The organism is Streptomyces sp. CA-294286 (assembly GCF_050947155.1).
GTDB lineage: Bacteria > Actinomycetota > Actinomycetes > Streptomycetales > Streptomycetaceae > Streptomyces.
In genome coordinates, this window is record NZ_CP192005.1 from 4520531 (window position 1) to 4537923 (window position 17393).

Consider the following 17393-nt stretch of genomic DNA (forward strand, 5'->3'; position numbering starts at 1 on the left):
TCTCCGTTCCCGCACGCGGACGGTTCCCGCGCCAAGGCCCCCGACCGGAGGGAATCCCCGGTCGGGGGCCTTGACGCGTACCGGCCCTCGGCGGGCCACTTCGTGGAGCGTTCGCTCAGCCTTCGGCGGAGCGGCGGCGGCGCGTGGCCACCAGCAGGCCCGCACCGCCCGCGAGGGCGAGCGCGGTGGCGCCCGCGGCCCACGGCAGAGCCGAACCGGCGCCGGTCGTGGCGAGGGACGTGCCGTCGGCGGCGGTCGCCCGGCCGTTACCGTCCGTGCCGGTCACCGGCTTGTCGCCGGCGTCGCCCTTGTCGGTCGCGGTGTCGCCCGCACCGCCCGCGCCGCCGGTGGTTCCGGCGCCGCCGGTGCCCTGGCCCGTGCCCTGACCGGTGCCCTTGTCGGCGTCCGGCCCGGTCGTGCCGTCCTCGCCCGAACCGGCGTCGGCGCCCGTGCCCTTGTCGGAGCCCTTGTCGGAACCGGTGTCCTTGTCGGTCTCCTTGGAGGCGTCGGGTACCGGCTTGACCTCGTCCTTGTCCTTGCCGGCGTTGGCCTCGTCCTTCTTGCGGGCCTCGAACTGGCCCTTGTCGAGGAACTCCTGGACGTCCTCGGGCGTGCCCTGGAGCGCCTTCTTGGCGGCTTCCTTCACGGCGGGGCCGCCGGAGCCGTGGATCCGGGTGACCAGCACCTCGTTGTCGGAGATGCGGGCCTCGAACTGGCCCTTGTCGAGGAACTCCTGGACGTCCTCGGGCGTGCCGGAGAGGGCCTTCTTGGCGGCTTCCTTCACCCCCGGACCGCCGGTGCTCATGATCTGGCCGGTCCGCACCCGGTTGTCGACGATGCGGGCCTCGAACTGGCCCTTCTCCAGGAACTCGCGCATGGCGGCCGGACCGTCGTCGATGGCCTTGCTCCCCGCCTCCTTGAGACCCCGTCCCGCGTCCTTGGCCCCCATCAGGCGCAGGATCTCGACCCGGTCCTCCTCCGAAGAGGCATTCGACCCGGCGTCGGGCGCGGAAACGGCCGGTGCCCTCGTCTCGGCGGCGTGCACCGGGGAGGCCAGCAGCACGGCCGGTGCGAGGGCGGCGGACGCGACGAGCGCCGATATGTGCCTGAACTTCATGCGGTTCCCCCACGTACTCAAAATGATCAACAGTCGGCCACATCGTACGAGGAACTTCACGTTCCCCTTACGTCCCCGTGCCCTCCGCCCCCTGCCGCCGAGGTGCGGAGGGTCGGGGCGCGGGGCAGGGTGGGACGCCCGGGGCCACCGCCGGTTCCCGGGCGAGCGAAGGAGAGAGCCCCTCATGGCCGTACCCGTCAACCAGCTCGGCGAGCCCACCGTCCGGGCCTTCGTGACCGCAGTGAACAACGGCGACCGCGGCGCTTTCGAGGCGCTGCTGGCGCCCGGCGCGACCATGTCCGACGACGGCACCGACCGCGACGTCACCGAGTGGACCGACAAGGAGATCTTCTCCTCGGGCGGGCACATGGACGTCGAGTCGGAGGCGAGCGGCGGAACCGAACTTGTCGTCGACTACCGCAACGACACCTGGGGCTCGATGCGGACCGCCTGGAAGTTCGTGGTGGACGGCGGGAAGGTCACCCGTTTCGAGACGGGACAGGCGTAGGGGTCAGACGGCCGGGTCCGGGATGCGGGTCCCCGTGCCGCCGACGCGGACACGGGGGTCGCCCGCACGCAGTTCGACCGTCAGGACCCCCGGGCGGCCCAGGTCGTCGCCCTGGTGGAGGGTGAGGGTGGCGTCCTCGGCGACCAGGCCGAGTTCCCGTGCGTACGCCCCGAACGCGGCCGCCGCCGCACCCGTCGCCGGGTCCTCGACCACGCCGCCGACCGGGAACGGGTCGCGGACGTGGAAGACCGTGTCCGCGGTGCGGTGGACCAGCTGGAGGGTGGTCAGGTCCAGACGCCGCATGAGGGCGGTCAGGCGGTCGAAGTCGTACGAGAGGTCCGCCAGGCGGGCGCGGGTCGCCGCCGCGAGGACCAGGTGGCGGGCGCCCGCGTACGCGATCCGGGGCGGCACGGCGGGGTCCAGGTCGGCGGCGGGCCAGTCCAGGGCCGTTAGGGCCTCCCTCACGTCCGCGTCGGCGACCGGCTCGGTGTGCGGGGCGACGCTGGTGAGGACCGCGTACGGGGAGCCGTCGGCGTCGGACTTCGTCACGGCCACCGGGACGGTGCCCGCCTGCGTCTCGAAGACCAGGTCGACGGGGCCGTGCCGCTCGCCGAGCGCCACGGCCGTCGCGACGGTGGCGTGTCCGCAGAACGGAACCTCGGCCTGCGGGCTGAAGTAGCGGACGCGGTAGGTGAGTTCGGTGTCCGTCGGGAGGAGGAACGCCGTCTCGCTGTAGCCGAGTTCGGCGGCGAGCGCGAGCATCTCGGCGTCGGACAGCGCGGACGCGTCCAGGACGACCCCGGCGGGGTTCCCGCCGGAGGGATCGGCGGAGAAGGCGGTGTAGCGCAGGACCTCGGGCGTGTGCGTAGTCATGTCACGCCCAACCCGGCCGCTCCGGTCGGCATTCCCCCGCCGGAGCCCCGGCGTGCCACCGTCGGACGAGTCCCGTGGAGCCTCGGCGTGGTCGCCTTCGGACGAGTCCGGTGGAGCTTTGGCGTGGTCGCCTTCGGACGAGTCCGTCGGAGCCTCGGCGTGTCACCGCCGGACGACCCCTGGGGAGTCCTGGTCCGTCACCCTCGGAGAACCACGCCGGAGCTGCGGCGGCGTGCCGCCTCGGACGAGCCCGTCGGACCGCAACCTAGCCCCGGCCCACGTACGGCATCGTCGTCGCCAGCACCGTCGCGAACTGGACGTTCGCCTCCAGGGGGAGGGCCGCCATGTGGCGGACCGTGCGGGCGACCTCCGCGACGTCCATGACCGGTTCCGCCGCGAGTTCGCCGTTGGCCTGGAGGACGCCGGTCTGCATGCGCTCCGTCATGTCGGTGGCCGCGTTGCCGATGTCGATCTGGCCGACTGCGATCCGGTACGGGCGGCCGTCGAGGGAGAGGGACTTGGTGAGGCCCGTCATGGCGTGCTTGGTGGTGGTGTAGGCGACGGAGTGCGGACGCGGGGTGTGGGCGGAGAGGGAGCCGTTGTTGATGATGCGACCGCCCTGCGGGGACTGGGACCGCATCTGACGGTAGGCGGCCTGGGCGCAGAGGAAGGCGCCCGTGATGTTCACCTGGACGACCGACTGCCAGTCCTCGTACGCGAGTTGCTCGGTGGGGGTGTTCGCGGGTCCGAACGTGCCCGCGTTGTTGAAGAGCAGGTCGAGGCGGCCGCAGCGGTCCTGTACGGCTGAGAGGAGGGCGTCCACCTCGTCCGGGTGCGAGACGTCCGTGGGCACGGCGAAGGTCGCGCCGCCCGCTGCCCCGGCGAGTTCCGCCGTCCGGGCCAGGGGCTCCTCGCGGCGGCCCGCGAGGGCCACCGTCCAGCCTGCCGAGGCCAGCTCCACCGCCACCGCACGGCCGATGCCGGAGCCCGCGCCCGTCACCAGCGCGATCCCGCGCGTCCGATCCTGCCGGGCCTGCTCCACCTGGTCCGCCTGCTGCGTCTGAGTGCTCATGGGGGGCGAGGGTAGCCACTGCGGACGGGGCGGGGCCCCGGCCGTCCGGCATGTGGCGTACGGGGAGACACCCGGGGCCGGGCCCGGTGGGGGCGGCAGCCCCGCAGGTCAGGCCCGCGGCGCGCCGGGAGTGGCCTCCTCCGACGGGTAGCGGACGCCGATCCTCTCCCGTACCGCGTCCAGCGTCCGCATCACCGCGAGGCTTCCGTCCAGCGGGACCAGCGGCGACTCCCTCTCGGGGGCCGGTACTCCCCACCGTATGGGTCCGCTGCTCATCGCCCCGCCCTTCGCTCCCGTACCGGAAGCCCGTTCCGTGCACCGCGGACGAGCTGAGAGCATAGGTGCGTATTCAACGAAATGGGAGTGACGATGCCGGAGAGCGGCAAGCAGGAAGCGGGAACGGCGGGAAGCGACCACATACCCGGGGCGGGCCCGGAGGCGATGGCGGCGGCGGGGTCGGCGACCGCGGCGACCGCCGGACCCGCCGGGACTGCCCTGTCCGCCGGGGCCCCGGGGTCCGCCGGGTCCTCGTCCGCCGGGTCCTCGTCCGGCGGGAGCGGAAACCCTTCGGCGCCCACCGGGACCGTGCCCGCGGGCCCCGTGCCCTCGGCCACCGCGTCCGGGTCCGCCGCACCGGTGAAGGCGTCCGGGTCCGCCGGTGCGGCGAAGGCCGCCGCCGCGTCCGGGGCCGCGGTCCGCCGGGCCGGCCTCCTGGTCACGCTCGTCCTCGGCGGGCTCACCGCGCTGCCGCCGCTCTCCATGGACATGTACCTCCCGGCCCTGCCCGAGGTCACCAGGGCGCTGGGGGCGCCCGCCGCCACCATCCAGCTCACCCTGACCGCCTGCCTCGCCGGGATGGCGCTCGGCCAGCTCGTCGTCGGCCCGCTCAGCGACAAGCTGGGACGTCGCCGCCCGCTGCTGGTCGGCATGGTCGTCTACGTCCTCGCGACCGCGATCTGCGCCTTCGCGCCCAACGCGGAACTGCTCATCACCTTCCGGCTGTTGCAGGGCCTCGCCGGAGCCGCGGGCATCGTCATCGCGCGGGCGATGGTGCGGGACATGTACGACGGCGTGGAGATGGCGCGGTTCTTCGCCACGCTGATGCTGATCTCCGGTGTCGCCCCCGTGATCGCGCCCGTCATCGGCGGCCAGGTGCTGCGGCTGACGGACTGGCGCGGCGTCTTCTACGTGCTGACGGGCGTCGGGCTGGCCCTCACCCTCGTCGTGTTCAAGTATCTGCGCGAGACGCTGCCGCCGGAACGGCGGCACACCGGCGGCGTGGGGGAGGCCCTGCGCACGATGAGGGGGCTGCTCGCCGACCGCGTCTTCACCGGTTACATGCTCACCGGCGGCCTCTCCTTCGCCGTCCTCTTCGCGTACATCAGCGCTTCCCCGTTCGTCGTGCAGGAGATCTACGGGGCGTCCCCGCAGACCTTCAGCCTGCTCTTCGGCGTCAACTCCATCGGGCTGATCACCGTCGGCCAGATCAACGGCAAGCTGCTGGTCGGCCGGGTCCGGCTGGACAAGGTGCTCGCGGTCGGGCTCGCCGTCATCACCCTCGCCGGCCTCGCGCTGCTGCTGATGACGAGCGGGGTGTTCGGGAAGGTCGGACTGTGGCCGGTCGCGGCCGGGCTGTTCGTGCTGATGTCGGCGATGGGCCTGATCATGCCCAGTACGAACACGCAGGCCCTGATGCGCACCCCGCACGCGGCCGGTTCCGCCTCCGCACTGCTCGGCACGTCGTCGTTCCTGGTCGGGGCGGTCGCCTCGCCGCTGGTCGGCATCGCGGGCGAGGCGACGGCCGTGCCCATGGCGGTCGTGCAGCTGGTGTGCGCGCTGCTCGCCGTCGGGTGCTTCCTGGGGCTGTGCCGCCCCTGGCAGCGGAACCCGGAGGCGTGAGCCGAGCGGGAGGCCCGCCCGCCTCCCGCGTGCGCGATGCCGCCCCCGTACGGACCTTCCTCCGTTGCGGGGGCGGCGTCACGCCGGGGGCGGCGTCATGCCGGGGGCGGCGTCATGCCGGGGGCGGCTGGGCGCAGGCCCTGAAGCGCCGCAGGAGTTCGACGGCCTGCGGGCTGTCCGGGTCGAAGGGGTAGAGACCCTCCTGCTTGTGCGGGACGGCGGGACCCCAGACGCGGGCCGCGTGGCAGTCGTAGCTGAAGGCGAACTCGAAGAGCATGCCGCGCGGGCCGTGCGCCCGCAGCCCCCACCCCGGCAGGAACGTCTGGCCGGGTCGGCTGACCGGCAACTCCTTGATCAGGGAGAGGACTTCACGGGCCTCGTCGCCCTCCCAGATCGCGACGTCCTCGCCGTCCAGGGTCTTCGGCAGCGGGTCGTTGGCGTCCGGGGAGATGCGGACGACCTCGATGAGTTCGGTTTGTTCGTGTGCGCTCGGCAGCAACATCCGCTCAGAGTGTCCGAGTCGGCGTCCGTACGCCAGGGTTCGCACGTCAGTGCTCGTACGGGTGCCCGTACGGAAGTGCCCGTACGGAAGTGCCGCGAGGCGGCGTTCGTGCGCGGGTGGCCGCAGTGGTCGTGGACTGGCCGAGGGAGTGGCGGGGCGTGCCTCAGCGGAGCCGGTAGCCGACCAGGTACGGGCGGTCCTGGCGGTCCGTCCAGCGGAACAGCCCCGTGCCCGCGACCTCCGCCTCCGGCAGCAGCGCGGTGTCCGCGAGGGCCGCCGGGACCGCGGTCGCGAGGGGGACCTCGACGGGCGTGCCGCCGCCCGAGGTGGGGCTGGTGGTGCCGTACGCGAGGCCCGTGTCGGTGACGGAGACGAGGGTGACGGACTTGGACCCCGCCCGCTCCTGGAGGCAGTGTGCCGTCTTCGCGCCCCGGGGCGCGGGGGTGCGCAGGTCGAAGGCGAGGTTCCCGGCCACCAGGTACTGGCCGCCGGGCGAGGTCACCGCCTGCGGGTACTCGCCCGGCTCGATCGCGGGCTTTCGGCAGTCGGCGGTGGCCAGGACCTTGCCGGTGCCCGCGTCGTGCACCGCCCACCGGTCCCAGGCGTTCGGCTTCTTCATCTGCCACTTGGCGAGGACGTGCCCGGAGGGGGTGAGGGAGGTCGGCAGTCCGGACGCCGGGTCCGTGCCCCTGGGAGCGACCTTCGCGCTGTACCAGCCGCCCTTGCCCGCCTTCCCGGCCGTCGGCCGTACCCAGAACTCCGTCCGGCCGCTGACCAGCAGCCCCTTCGCGGTCAGGCCGCGCACCTCGGTGCGGGTGCGGCAGTTCTTGCAGCCCTTGGGGTGGCCGAGGTCCCCGGACGAGAAGGAGGAGGGCTGCAGGGTCAGCGGGTCCACGACCGTCGCCGTCGCCGCGCCGTCGGTGACCAGGATGCCGGGCCCCGTGCCGGAGACCACGGGGACGCCCGCCCAGGGCAGGTCCAGGTGCCGCAGGGAGCCGTTGTCGGCGTCGTACACGTCGAGGGCCACGACGGAGTCCCCGGTCGACAGCGCGTCCGAACCGCTGTCCTTCCCGTACGACCAGGTCACGAAGAAGCGCCGGTCGCCCTTGGCGACGGTGAGCAGCCGGGGGAAGTGCTCCGGGCCGGCCAGGGAGCGCCACGGCTTGCCGGTCCAGACCGTCCGTCCGGTGCTCGCGTCGTACGCGCGGAGCACGAAATCCTCCGGCCCGGCACGCTCCACGTGCGCGACCAGGGCGGGGGACTGCGAGAGGGCGTACTCCGTCGATCCGCCGGCGATGCGCCAGCCCTTCGAGGTGTCGAAGGCCGCGGGGACGAGGAGCCGGGGAACGGGTGGGGGCGTGCCCGTGCTCGGTGCGGAGGAGGCGCGTCCGCCGCCCTCGGCGCCCTTGTCGTCGGCGGTGTCCTTGGTGCCGCCGTAGGCGGCGAGCAGCAGCAGGAGGGCCAGTACGGCCACCCCGGCCACCAGCGCGGTACGCACGATCCGCTGTCCCACGGTGCCCCCCAGGAATGGTCAACGGCTGCCAGCGTATGCAACTGCCCCTGCGCGCGCAGCAGTTCCCTCACGTCCCTCTTTGCCCCCTACACTTTTCCGGTGAACGCCACCCTCCCCACCTCGCACGCCGCCTCCGGCTCCGCCCCGCAGGCCACTTCGGAGGCGCTGCGCGCTGCCCTCGCCGGACTGCTCGACGGGCTGGGGCCCAAGCGGACCGCGCAGGCCGTCGACCGGCTGATCGCCAACTACCGGGGGACCACTCCGACCGACGCCCCGGTGCTGCGGGACCGCTCCGACGTGGCCGCCTACGCGGCGTACCGGATGCCCGCGACCTTCGAGGCCGTACGGGCGGCGCTCGGCGCCCTGCGGGAGGCGGCCCCGTCGTGGACGCCGGACACGCACACCGACGTCGGCGGCGGCACCGGGGCGGCGACCTGGGCGGTGTCCGAGGCGTGGGGGACGCAGCGCAGCACCGTGCTGGACTGGGCCGAGCCCGCGCTGACGCTGGGACGGGAGCTGGCGGAGGCGTCCGGGGCGCTGGCCCTGCGGGACGTCGTGTGGCAGCGTGCCCGGATCGGGGCGGCGCTCAGCATCGGCGGCAGTGCGCTCGTGACGATCTCGTACGTGCTGAAGGAACTGGACGCGGCCGACCGGTCCACCCTCGTCGCGGAGGCGGCCCGCGCGGCGACCGGGGCAGTCGTCGTCGTCGAGCCGGGCACCCCGGACGGGTACCGGCGGGTGCTGGCGGCGCGGGAGCAGCTGCTCGCGGCCGGGCTGAGCATCGCCGCGCCGTGCCCGGACGGGGGAGCCTGCCCGATGGACCCCGACGGCACCGACTGGTGCCACTTCTCGGCGCGGGTCAGCCGTTCGTCGCTGCACCGGCAGGTCAAGGGCGGCTCGCTGCCGTACGAGGACGAGAAGTTCGCGTACGTGGTGGCGGTGCGGGACGTGGTGGCCGGGGCGCGGCCGGTCGACGCGCGGGTGGTGCGCAGGCCGCAGATCCGCAAGGGGCTGGTGATGCTGGAGCTCTGCCGGCGGGACGAGGGCGAGAGCGGGCGGCGGCCCGTACTGGCACGGGAGAACGTGTCCAAGAAGCGGCACGGAGACCTCTACCGGGCGGCCCGGGACACCGACTGGGGCGACGCGTGGCCGCCCCCGTCGGAGCGCTCCGCGCAGGGTGCTTCCCGGGACGTCTAGGGCCCGGTCCCGTCCGCCGGCCTCAGGTTCCGGCCCCCGTGCGGGTGAGGGGCGCCGGAACCGCCGGCCGCGGTCCGGGGAGGCGGGGGCGCAGCTCCTGGGTGCAGCACTTGACGCTGCCGCCGCCCTTGAGGAGTTCGCCGAGGTCCATGCCGATCGGTTCGAACCCGCGGGCACGCAGGGGACCGAAGAGGCCGGTCGCCGCCTGGGGGAGGAGGACGTGCCGGCCGTCGCTCACCGCGTTGAGGCCCAGTGCCGCGGCGTCCGCCTCCTCGGCGATCACGGCGTCCGGGAAGAGCCGGGCCAGGACGGCCCGGCTGCCCGGGGAGAACGCCCCCGGGTAGTACATGACCTCGTCCGTGCGGTCGTCGAGCACGGCCAGCGCCGTGTCCAGGTGGTAGTAGCGGGGGTCCACGAGGTCGAGGCCGATGACCGGCCGGCCGAAGAACTCCTGCGCCTCGTCGTGGGCGGCGGAGGTGGAGCGGAAGCCGCGCCCGGCCAGCAGCCAGGAGGCGGTGACGGCGAAGTCGCCCTCGCCCTCGTTGACGTGTTCCGGCTCGCGGAGGTCGGTGAAGCCGTGGGCCCGGAACCACGCGCGGTGGGCCTCGGCCTCCGGGGTGCGTTCCGCGTAGGCGAACCGGGAGCCGAGGACGCGGCCGTCGACGACGGTCGCGCCGTTCGCGGCGAAGACCATGTCGGGCAGGTCCGGGCGGGGGTCGAGGAGTTCCACGGTGTGGCCCAGGGAGAGGTAGCGGTCGCGGAGGTCCTCCCACTGGGCGAGCGCCAGGGGGAGTTCGACGGGCTTGGCGGGGTCCATCCAGGGGTTGATGGAGTACGTGACCCTGAAGTGCTCCGGAGGGCACATCAGGTAGCGGCGGGGCGCGCAGTCACGAGGGCGTGGAGTCAATGAGGGCTCCTCACTGAGGGGTGGCCGGGCACGGGATGTGGCGGCCGTGTGCCCATGGTCGGGGGTGGGGAGCGATTTGTGCTGTGCACCGAAAGGGTGGATTGGGTCGCACCACGTGCGTGCGCGACCCGTGGGGCGCAGGGGGCCGGTGAGGCGTGCTGCGGGGCGCCGGGCCCGGTTGCCGAGGGCGCGGCGGCCGGCGGTGTCGAGCACCTGTGCCCGGGCCCGTGGTCCGCGGCGGGCACCGCTGGAGACCTCCCACGCGAGACGCTTCGTCTCGCCGTGCTGGTAGATTGCGTCCATGGCAGACACCAGGACCCCCGACTCCACCCGCCGCAGCGAGCGCTCCCGGCGGGCGATCTACGACGCCGCGCTCGCCCTCGTCGGCGAGCTCGGCTACCAGAGGACGACCATCGAGGGCATCGCCGCCCGCGCCGGAGTCGGCAAGCAGACCATCTACCGGTGGTGGCCCTCCAAGGCGGCCGTCCTCCTGGAAGCCTTCGTGGACCTCAACCAGCAGGCCGCCGACGCGCTCGGCGAGAGCGCGCGGACCTTCCCCGACACCGGCGACCTCGCGGCCGACCTCAAGCGCGTCCTGCGCGCGACCGTCGACGAACTCGTCGACCCCACGTACGACATCCCCACCCGCGCCCTGACCGCCGAAGGCATCGTCGACGCCGAACTGGGCTCCCGCTACGTCGACACCCTGCTGCGCCCCGCCCTCCAGCTGTACGCGGACCGCCTCGTCGCCGCCCGCGAGGCGGGGCACGTACGGGCCGACGTCGACCCCGAGACCGCCCTGGAACTGTTCACCGGGCCGCTCACCCACCGCTGGCTGCTGCGCACCGCCCCCCTCACACACGCGTACGCCGACCGGCTCGTCGACTACGCGCTGAACGGTCTCGCCCCGCGCTGAGCGGCCCGGCTCAGCGTCCCGCCCGGGTCCCCGCCGGACCCCGGATGCGGGCACCGGCCACCCGGGGCGCAGGATGGTGCGAGCATGGTGGGGACCGCCGGGGGCCGACGTTGAGGGTGAGGAGCCAGATGGGCGCGGAGTCTTATTCGTCCGGAGCAGCCAAATCGTCCGGAGCAGCCAAATCGTCCGGAGCAGCGAAGTCGGCCGGAGCGGCGAAACCGTCCGGCGCGTTCGGCGCCGAGGGCCGGATCGCCCAGTGGCTGCGCCGACGGGCCGGGAACCGGCCCGCCACCGACCCCGGCGCGGACCGGCTGGAACTGCTGCGGGCCGCCGCGGCGGCCGGGCTCCCGCTGGCCCCGGCCGCGTACCCCGTCGCGTACCGCTGTTCCTGCGAACGCGTGGGCTGTCCGACGCCCGCCCGGCATCCGGTGTCCTTCGCCTGGCAGACCCAGTCGACCACCGACCGCGCGCAGATCGAACGCTGGGCTAACACCCATCCGCAGGCCAACTTCATCACCGCGACCGGCATGGTCCACGACGTCCTGGACGTTCCGCTGGAGGCCGGTCGCAGTGCGTTGGAGCGGCTGCTGGAGGCCGGTGTCGAGGTCGGCCCGGTGGCCGTCTTCGGCGAGGGCGGCAGCGGGGCGGACGCCCGGATGCTGTTCTTCACCGCCACCCGGGGCACCCCGGAGGACGAGGACGAGTGGTGGCCGTGCGAATTGGACTGCCACCCGGAGACCATGGACGAGCATCCGGGCCTGCGCTGGCACTGCCGGGGCAGCTACGTCCTGGTGCCCCCGGCGCGGCTGCCCGGTGACCTGGACGTGCACTGGGAGCGCGGCCTCGAACACCAGCTGCCCGACCCGCTGACCCTGCTGGAGACCCTCACCGACGCCTGCGCCCGGTACGTCGCCGCCGCCGACGAGGCGGGCTCCGACGCGGACCCGCACGCGGTGGCCTGGCCCATCGGCCGCTGAACCGCCGTACCCGCCCTGCGCGGCGGGTCGGTCACGACCCCTGCGCCGACACCAGGCCCTGCACCCGGGACCGCAGGTCCGCCGTCGTCCCGGCGGCGCCCCCCTTCGGCACCAGCGCCACCTGGCTGGCCACCCGTTCCTTCAGCAGGGACGACTTCGGGGTGCCGGTCATGAGGGCCCGCACGTCCGCGTTGAGGTCCAGCAACGGGACGCCGGGGGCCGCCGTCTGCTTCTCGAAGTGGCGGGTGGCGAAGAAGACGAACGCGCCGCCGTCCGCGGTGCCCAGCGCCACTGGGGCGAACACTCCTGTGTCCAGCGGCTGGTCGAGGTACTGCATGGACCGGCCGACGCGCTGCGCGGCCTGCCGGCGCTGGGCGAGCCAGGCGGTGGTGTACGGGCCGGGCGCGAAGGCCGGGCCACCCTGCCCGCCGCTGCGCTGGAGGTACGAGGCGTAGGCCCGGCTCAGTTCCCCCGGCGGCGTCAGCGGACCCGTGCCGTCCGGCGGGACGGCCTTCGCGAAGCCGTCCGGGTCGACGGCGAAGTCCGGCACCTCGTCGGCGGGTAGCGTCAACAGGTGGGACGCCTCCCAGAGCTGGTCCGCGCCGCCCCGGACGAAGACGATCAGCCAGCGCGAGTCGACGCCGGAGGCGGAGCCGTTGCCGCCGTTGCCCTGCGTGCGGTCGGTGTCACGGTTGCTGTCGGTGTCCGCGACGAACCAGCGCGGCCAGCCCGCCTTCTTCGGTATGAGGAAACGGGCGTCGTCCAGGGTGAGTTCGCGGTGGTCCGGGTTGCCTGCCGGGCTCTGCCGGCTGCGGGCCCTGAGCGCCGCCTGGTTGATGGCGGCGAGCGCTCCGGTGACCCGGCCCGCGACGAGGGCAGGGTCGTACGCCTTGTCGGCCTCGTTGTAGGCGTCCGTGAAGTCCCGCAGCGCCTGGGCCGCTTCGGCCCGGGTCGCCGCCGGGACGACCTCCAGCTCGCCGCGCACCGTCACGCACCCGCTCGCCGTCAGCGCGAGGGCCAGGGCCAGCGCCGCCGACGCGGCCGTGCGCCGCTTCGGTCTCCGAGTGCTCCGCGTGCGCGTTCCCATGAGTGCCTTCTGTGTCTCCGTGGTTCCGGCCGTCACCGACGACCGGAACCCTACCGGGGCGAAGAACACCACGGGCACGGGGACCGCGGGCACGGGTCACCGCTCCTGCGGCACGCCCCGCCGGGGGACGATCAGCGGGTCCCCGGTGCGCGGATGCGCGAACACCTCCACCGGCTGCCGGTAGACCCGCGACAGCAGTTCCGCACCGAAGACCTCGACGGGCGGCCCGCACGCCGCGATCCGACCGTCGTGCAGCACGGCCGCCCGGTCCGCGTACGCCGCCGCGAGTCCCAGGTCGTGCAGGACCACCACGACCGCGTCGCCGGCCGCCGCCCGCTCCCGGCACACCCGCAGCACCAGCTCCTGGTGGCGCAGGTCGAGTGCCGCCGTCGGCTCGTCGAGCAGCAGGACGGGAGCACGCTGCGCCAGCACCCGGGCGAACGCGACCCGGGCCCGCTCGCCGCCGGACAGCGCGGAGAACGGACGCGGCCCGAATCCGGAGACCTCCGTCGCCGCCATGGCCGCGGCGACCGCGGCGTCGTCCTCCTCCTCGCGCCCGGTGCCCGCCCACGGGGCGCGGCCCATCCGCACGACGTCCTCGACCGGGAACGGGAAGGAGAGGGCGGATGACTGCGGGAGCACGGACCGGCGCAGGGCCAGCTCGGGGGCGCTCCAGTCGCCGACCGGGCGGCCGTCGATCCGTACGGTGCCCTCGGCGGCCGGCAGGTCCGCGGCCACGGCCGCCAACAACGTGGACTTTCCCGCCCCGTTGGGGCCGACCAGGGCCAGTACCTCCCCGGCGCGTGCGGTCAGCCCGATGCCGGACAGCACCTCGCGCTGCCCCAGCCGTACGTGCAGGGAGGCCACTTCGACGGCGGCCCCGCCGCGAGGGATCGGCGTGGGCAGCGCACGGTCGCGCCCCGAGGAGAGGAGACCTTTGAACCTCATGCCCAACCACCCTGCTTGCGACGGGTCCGGCGCAGCAGCCAGAAGAAGAACGGACTGCCGAAGAGCGCGGTGAGCACGCCCAGCGGCAGTTCCGCGGGATCGGCGACCGTACGGGCCGCGAGGTCACCGGCGAGCAGGACGAGCGCGCCGCCCAGGGCGCTGCCGGGCACCAGGAACCGGTGTCCGGGGCCGTTCGCCATCCGCAGCAGGTGCGGGACCAGCAGCCCGACGAAGGTGATGATGCCCGCCACGGCCACGGCGGCCGCCGTCAGCAGGGCCACCACCATGACGAGCACCATGCGCAGTTTCTCGACGTCCACGCCCAGGTGCCGGGCGGGCCGCTCGCCGAGGGCGAGCAGGTCCAGCTTGCGGGAGTGGAACGGGGCGAGCAGGAGCCCGAGGAGGGCGCACGGCAGGACGGCGAGGACCTTCGGCCAGGTGGCCTGGGCGAGCGAGCCGAGCTGCCAGAAGGTGATCTGGGTGATCTGGGCGTTGTCCGCGAAGAAGAGGAACAGGCCGATGAGGGCGCCCGCGAAGGCGTTCACGGCGATGCCGGTCAGGATGAGCGTGACGACTTCCGTCCTGCCGCCCGAGCGGGACAGCACGTACACCAGGAGCACGGTGATCAGACCGGCGACGAAGGCGCAGAAGGTGATCGTCCAGTTGCCGAGGAAGCTCAGGCCCAGCGCGATCGAGGCGACCGCGCCGACCGCCGCGCCCGCCGAGATGCCGATCACGCCGGGCTCGGCGAGCGGGTTGCCGAACACGCCCTGCATCAGCGCGCCCGCGCAGCCGAGCGAGGCGCCGACGAGGAGGGCGAGGACGACGCGTGGCAGCCGGATGTTCCACAGCACGCTCTCGCCGACCCGGTCGAGCGGCGCGCCGCCCGCCCCGATCCGGTGCTGCACCGAGGCCAGGACGTCACCGGGGGAGATGTGGTACGTCCCGAGCCCGGCCGACAGGAGGGCGAGGGCGAGAAGGGCCGCGCAGAGGCCGACGGTGAGGACGAACGTGGAGCCGCGTCGCTCGCGGGCCGGGAGAGCGTCCTGCGAGGGGCGGTGCCCGGAGGGGGGTTGCGGCCCGCCGGAGTCCTCGGTGGCGGCGGGGCGGACGGGGTGCGGCGGGGTCTCGGACGTGCCGCCGGGCACGGCTTCCGGTGTGGCGGTCACGGGTCGTCACTTGTCCTTGGCGTAGAGCTGGTCGACCAGGGTCCTCAGGACCTGGTCCGTGCGCGGGCCGTAGTTCAGCAGGACGCCGTCGTCGACGGAGACGATGCGGCGGTCGGCGCCGGCCGGGGTCTCGGCGACCCCCGGGACCTTGAGGAGGCCGTCGACGCCGTTGACGGAATCGAGGCCCTTCCTCATCACGAGGATCGCGTCGGGCGCGGACGTCACCAGCGCCTCGCTGGTGATCGGCGTGAAGTCCTTCTCCAGGCCGGAGTCCTTGCCCGCGTCGATCGCCCCGGCTGCTTCGAGCAGCGAACTCGCCCCCGACTCGCGTCCGCCGAGCAGGTAGACGGACGCCGAGCCGCGCAGGTAGAGGAAGGTCACCCGCGGCTTCCTGCCGTCCTTCGGTCGCGGGATGTCCTTCTGCACGGCGGCGATGCGGTCCTGCGTGCGCTTCTTCAGCTGTTCGCCGGACTCCTTCACGCCGAGTGCCTTCGCCACCGCGTCGATGCGCTTGTCCACGTCGGCGAGTTCCTTGGCGGGCTCGATCACGACCAGCGGGATGCCCGCGTCGCGGATCTGCTGGACGGCCTCGGCGGGGCCCGTCGTGGTGTCGGCGAGCACGACCGTGGGCTTCAGCGAGAGGACGCTCTCGGCCGACACGTCGTGCGCACGTGTCACCACCGGAAGGGCCTCGGCCTGTTCGAAGGTGGCGGTGATGTCGCGGGCGACGACCTTCCCGCCGAGGCCGAGGGTGAAGACGATCTCGTTCAGGCTGCCGGTGAGCGGCACGATCCGGTCCGCCGAGGCGACTGCGGTCCGCTCGCCGTCGGCCGAGTCCACGGTGACCGGAAGTGCGGGTCGTGGCGCGGCCAGCGGCTCGACACGGTCGGGCGCCTGGGCGGTCCCGGGGGTGGCGTCGCCGGGCCCGGACGGCGAGCCCGCTGTCGTACCGCTGCCGCAGCCCGTGGCGGCGACGGCGAGGGCGAGCACGGCGGCCAGTGCGCCTGCCAGGCGTCGGGGGAGGCGCGGGGACGCGGCTGGCGTTCGCACGGGGTGCACCGTCCTGTTCTCTTCTGCGGGAAGCCTTCGGAGGCCCGAAGTGCTGGGCGGGGCTGGGGAGTTTTCCGTCCCGGGACCGTTGGTACGGAGCCGGAGGGTTCCGTACCAGGTCGGGCATAGCTTAGGTTAGCCTTACCTCGCTCGCCAGACCTCGGAGGGACCCTGATGTTGTCGTCCAGACCGGCCCGCGCGTTCGCCGTCGCGCTCATGGCGGCCGTGCTGGGAGCCCTGCTCCCGGCCACCGCGGCCAGTGCGGCCCCGCGCACCGTCCAGGGCGGCAGGCTCGACTGGGGGATCAAGTCCTCCTTCCAGAGTTACGTCACCGGCCCCATCGCCCAGGGGAACTTCGCCCTCCAGGGCGGTGCCGCGACCGTCGGCGGCAGTCAGTTCCGCTTCCATTCCGCTTCCGGTTCGTACGACCCGGACAGCGGCGCGCTGAACTCCCGTTTCGCCGGCGGGGTCCGCTTCACCGGCCACAAGAAGGCCGACGGGTCGCACGAGCTGGACCTCACCATCAGTCGCCCCACCGTCCGGATCTCCGGCGGCAGCGGCACCCTGTACGCCGACGTCAGCAGCAGGAGCAAGGCCACCGGCGCGGTGACTCGTGCCACCGGGGTTCCGCTCGCGACGCTCGCGGTGGGTGGCGTCAACATGAAGGGCGGCGGCAGCCCCATCGCCCTCAACAACGTCCCCGCCACGCTGACTTCGCAGGGGGCGACCGCCTTCGCCGGCTACTACACGGCGGGTACCCCGCTCGACCCGGTCAGCCTGTCCGCGGACGTGGCGGCGGGCCCGAAGGAGCCCGCGAGGACCCCGGACGCGAAGGAGTCCGACGCGAAGAAGCCCGGACGGACCGCGCCCCCCGGGGAGCCCACGGGCGACCAGGCGTCCGGCGCGTTCCGGGACGCGGCCGTCGACTGGGGCGTTCGGCGCACCTTCCGCGAGTACGTCACCGGCCCCCTTTCCAAGGGCGGGTGGGAACTGGGCGGCGGCGCGCAGGACGGCGGCGCACTGTTCCGCTTCCCGCAGGGCAAGGGCGTCTACGACAGCAAGAAGCAGACCCTCGACGCGGCCTTCACCGGCAGCGTCCGCTTCACCGGCGCCCACCTCGACCTGAACCTCTCGAACGTCGGCGTGAAGGTGGCCGACGGCAAGGGGACCCTGGTCGCCGACGTGGCGAGCAAGGACCTCCAGTCGAAGAAGGACACCAGGACGACCGGCGTGCCGCTCGTCACCTTCGAGGCGAAGAACCTCACCGCGAAGGACGGCCTGGTGCACCTGGCCGAGGCCCCGGCGACGCTCACCGAAGGGGGCTCCAGGGCTTTCGGTGGCATGTACAAGGCGGGCACGGACATGGATCCCGTGTCGCTCGCCGTCGCCGTCACCGACAGGGCGAAGCTGCCCGCCCTGCCCGACCTCGGCAGCGACACCAGGACGCCGGCGGCGGCCACCGGAACCGCCGAGAAGCCCGCCGAGGAGCCCAGGACGGCCGAGACCGCCGCCGCGTCCGGCTCCTCGCACACCGCGCTGTACGTCGCCGCAGGCGTGGGCGTCCTGGTGCTCGTCGCCGGAGCGGGGTACGTCGCGGTCCGCCGTCGGAGCGCGGGCAGCGAGAGCTGACCGGCCGACTGCCGTACGCGGGACGGGAC

The 17393-nt window shown here is 73.8% G+C and carries 16 protein-coding genes and 1 pseudogene; 6 read left to right on the plus strand and 11 right to left on the minus strand.

From position 1 onward, the window contains the following. Positions 1-115: 115 nt before the first annotated feature. Complete coding sequence (locus ACQPZG_RS24730) at positions 116-1117, minus strand: ALF repeat-containing protein (protein ID WP_433547914.1); 1002 nt, start codon at positions 1115-1117, stop codon at positions 116-118. A gap of 184 nt (positions 1118-1301) precedes the next feature. Between ACQPZG_RS24730 and ACQPZG_RS24735 the strand changes: the two genes are divergently transcribed. Continuing rightward, positions 1302-1625: a nuclear transport factor 2 family protein gene (locus tag ACQPZG_RS24735; protein WP_433547915.1), complete on the plus strand. Its 324-nt coding sequence runs from the start codon at positions 1302-1304 to the stop codon at positions 1623-1625. Positions 1626-1628: 3 nt separating this feature from the next. On the opposite strand, the gene ACQPZG_RS24740 is transcribed toward ACQPZG_RS24735, so the two are convergent. The 3 genes and pseudogenes from ACQPZG_RS24740 to ACQPZG_RS24750 form a co-directional block, all read right to left on the minus strand. Beyond that, a complete protein-coding gene (locus tag ACQPZG_RS24740) occupies positions 1629-2498 on the minus strand; it encodes a PhzF family phenazine biosynthesis protein (RefSeq protein ID WP_433547916.1) in 870 nt (289 codons plus the stop codon). Positions 2499-2763: 265 nt separating this feature from the next. Beyond that, on the minus strand, positions 2764-3570 hold the full coding sequence (locus tag ACQPZG_RS24745) for an SDR family oxidoreductase (protein ID WP_433547917.1): 807 nt from the start codon (positions 3568-3570) through the stop codon (positions 2764-2766). A gap of 108 nt (positions 3571-3678) precedes the next feature. After that, positions 3679-3813, minus strand: a pseudogene (locus tag ACQPZG_RS24750) (gfo/Idh/MocA family oxidoreductase); the annotation flags it as partial. A gap of 126 nt (positions 3814-3939) precedes the next feature. On the opposite strand from ACQPZG_RS24750, the gene ACQPZG_RS24755 reads away from it, so the two are divergent. Next, entirely contained in the window at positions 3940-5469 is a 1530-nt protein-coding gene (locus tag ACQPZG_RS24755) for a Bcr/CflA family multidrug efflux MFS transporter (RefSeq protein ID WP_433549534.1), read from the plus strand. Positions 5470-5581: 112 nt separating this feature from the next. Here the strand turns inward: ACQPZG_RS24755 and ACQPZG_RS24760 are convergent, their stop codons facing one another. Together ACQPZG_RS24760 and ACQPZG_RS24765 are read right to left on the minus strand one after the other, a co-directional pair. Beyond that, complete coding sequence (locus ACQPZG_RS24760) at positions 5582-5971, minus strand: hypothetical protein (protein WP_433547918.1); 390 nt, start codon at positions 5969-5971, stop codon at positions 5582-5584. Positions 5972-6134: 163 nt separating this feature from the next. Continuing rightward, positions 6135-7484 (minus strand): hypothetical protein, encoded by a 1350-nt coding sequence (locus ACQPZG_RS24765; RefSeq protein ID WP_433547919.1) that lies wholly within the window; start codon positions 7482-7484, stop codon positions 6135-6137. A gap of 99 nt (positions 7485-7583) precedes the next feature. Between ACQPZG_RS24765 and ACQPZG_RS24770 the strand changes: the two genes are divergently transcribed. Beyond that, positions 7584-8681 (plus strand): small ribosomal subunit Rsm22 family protein, encoded by a 1098-nt coding sequence (locus ACQPZG_RS24770; RefSeq protein WP_433547920.1) that lies wholly within the window; start codon positions 7584-7586, stop codon positions 8679-8681. Positions 8682-8703: 22 nt separating this feature from the next. Here ACQPZG_RS24770 and ddaH read toward each other — a convergent pair whose 3' ends face one another. After that, positions 8704-9588, minus strand: a complete 885-nt coding sequence (gene ddaH / locus ACQPZG_RS24775; RefSeq protein ID WP_433547921.1) for a dimethylargininase — start codon at positions 9586-9588, stop codon at positions 8704-8706. Positions 9589-9889: 301 nt separating this feature from the next. On the opposite strand from ddaH, the gene ACQPZG_RS24780 reads away from it, so the two are divergent. Continuing rightward, positions 9890-10504, plus strand: a complete 615-nt coding sequence (locus tag ACQPZG_RS24780) for a TetR/AcrR family transcriptional regulator (protein ID WP_433547922.1) — start codon at positions 9890-9892, stop codon at positions 10502-10504. Positions 10505-10632: 128 nt separating this feature from the next. After that, a complete protein-coding gene (locus tag ACQPZG_RS24785) occupies positions 10633-11481 on the plus strand; it encodes a bifunctional DNA primase/polymerase (RefSeq protein ID WP_433547923.1) in 849 nt (282 codons plus the stop codon). A gap of 31 nt (positions 11482-11512) precedes the next feature. Here the strand turns inward: ACQPZG_RS24785 and ACQPZG_RS24790 are convergent, their stop codons facing one another. The 4 genes from ACQPZG_RS24790 to ACQPZG_RS24805 form a co-directional block, all read right to left on the minus strand. Further along, positions 11513-12568, minus strand: a complete 1056-nt coding sequence (locus tag ACQPZG_RS24790) for a hypothetical protein (RefSeq protein WP_433547924.1) — start codon at positions 12566-12568, stop codon at positions 11513-11515. 96 nt (positions 12569-12664) lie between these two features. Further along, entirely contained in the window at positions 12665-13516 is an 852-nt protein-coding gene (locus ACQPZG_RS24795) for a heme ABC transporter ATP-binding protein (RefSeq protein ID WP_433547925.1), read from the minus strand. After that, a complete protein-coding gene (locus tag ACQPZG_RS24800) occupies positions 13513-14664 on the minus strand; it encodes a FecCD family ABC transporter permease (protein ID WP_433549535.1) in 1152 nt (383 codons plus the stop codon). Before ACQPZG_RS24800 ends, ACQPZG_RS24795 begins: the two co-directional genes overlap by 4 nt. A 27-nt stretch (positions 14665-14691) precedes the next feature. Further along, a complete protein-coding gene (locus ACQPZG_RS24805) occupies positions 14692-15735 on the minus strand; it encodes a heme/hemin ABC transporter substrate-binding protein (RefSeq protein WP_433547926.1) in 1044 nt (347 codons plus the stop codon). A 174-nt stretch (positions 15736-15909) separates the two neighbouring features. Between ACQPZG_RS24805 and ACQPZG_RS24810 the strand changes: the two genes are divergently transcribed. Beyond that, positions 15910-17364, plus strand: a complete 1455-nt coding sequence (locus tag ACQPZG_RS24810) for an HtaA domain-containing protein (RefSeq protein WP_433547927.1) — start codon at positions 15910-15912, stop codon at positions 17362-17364. Positions 17365-17393: the final 29 nt, after the last annotated feature.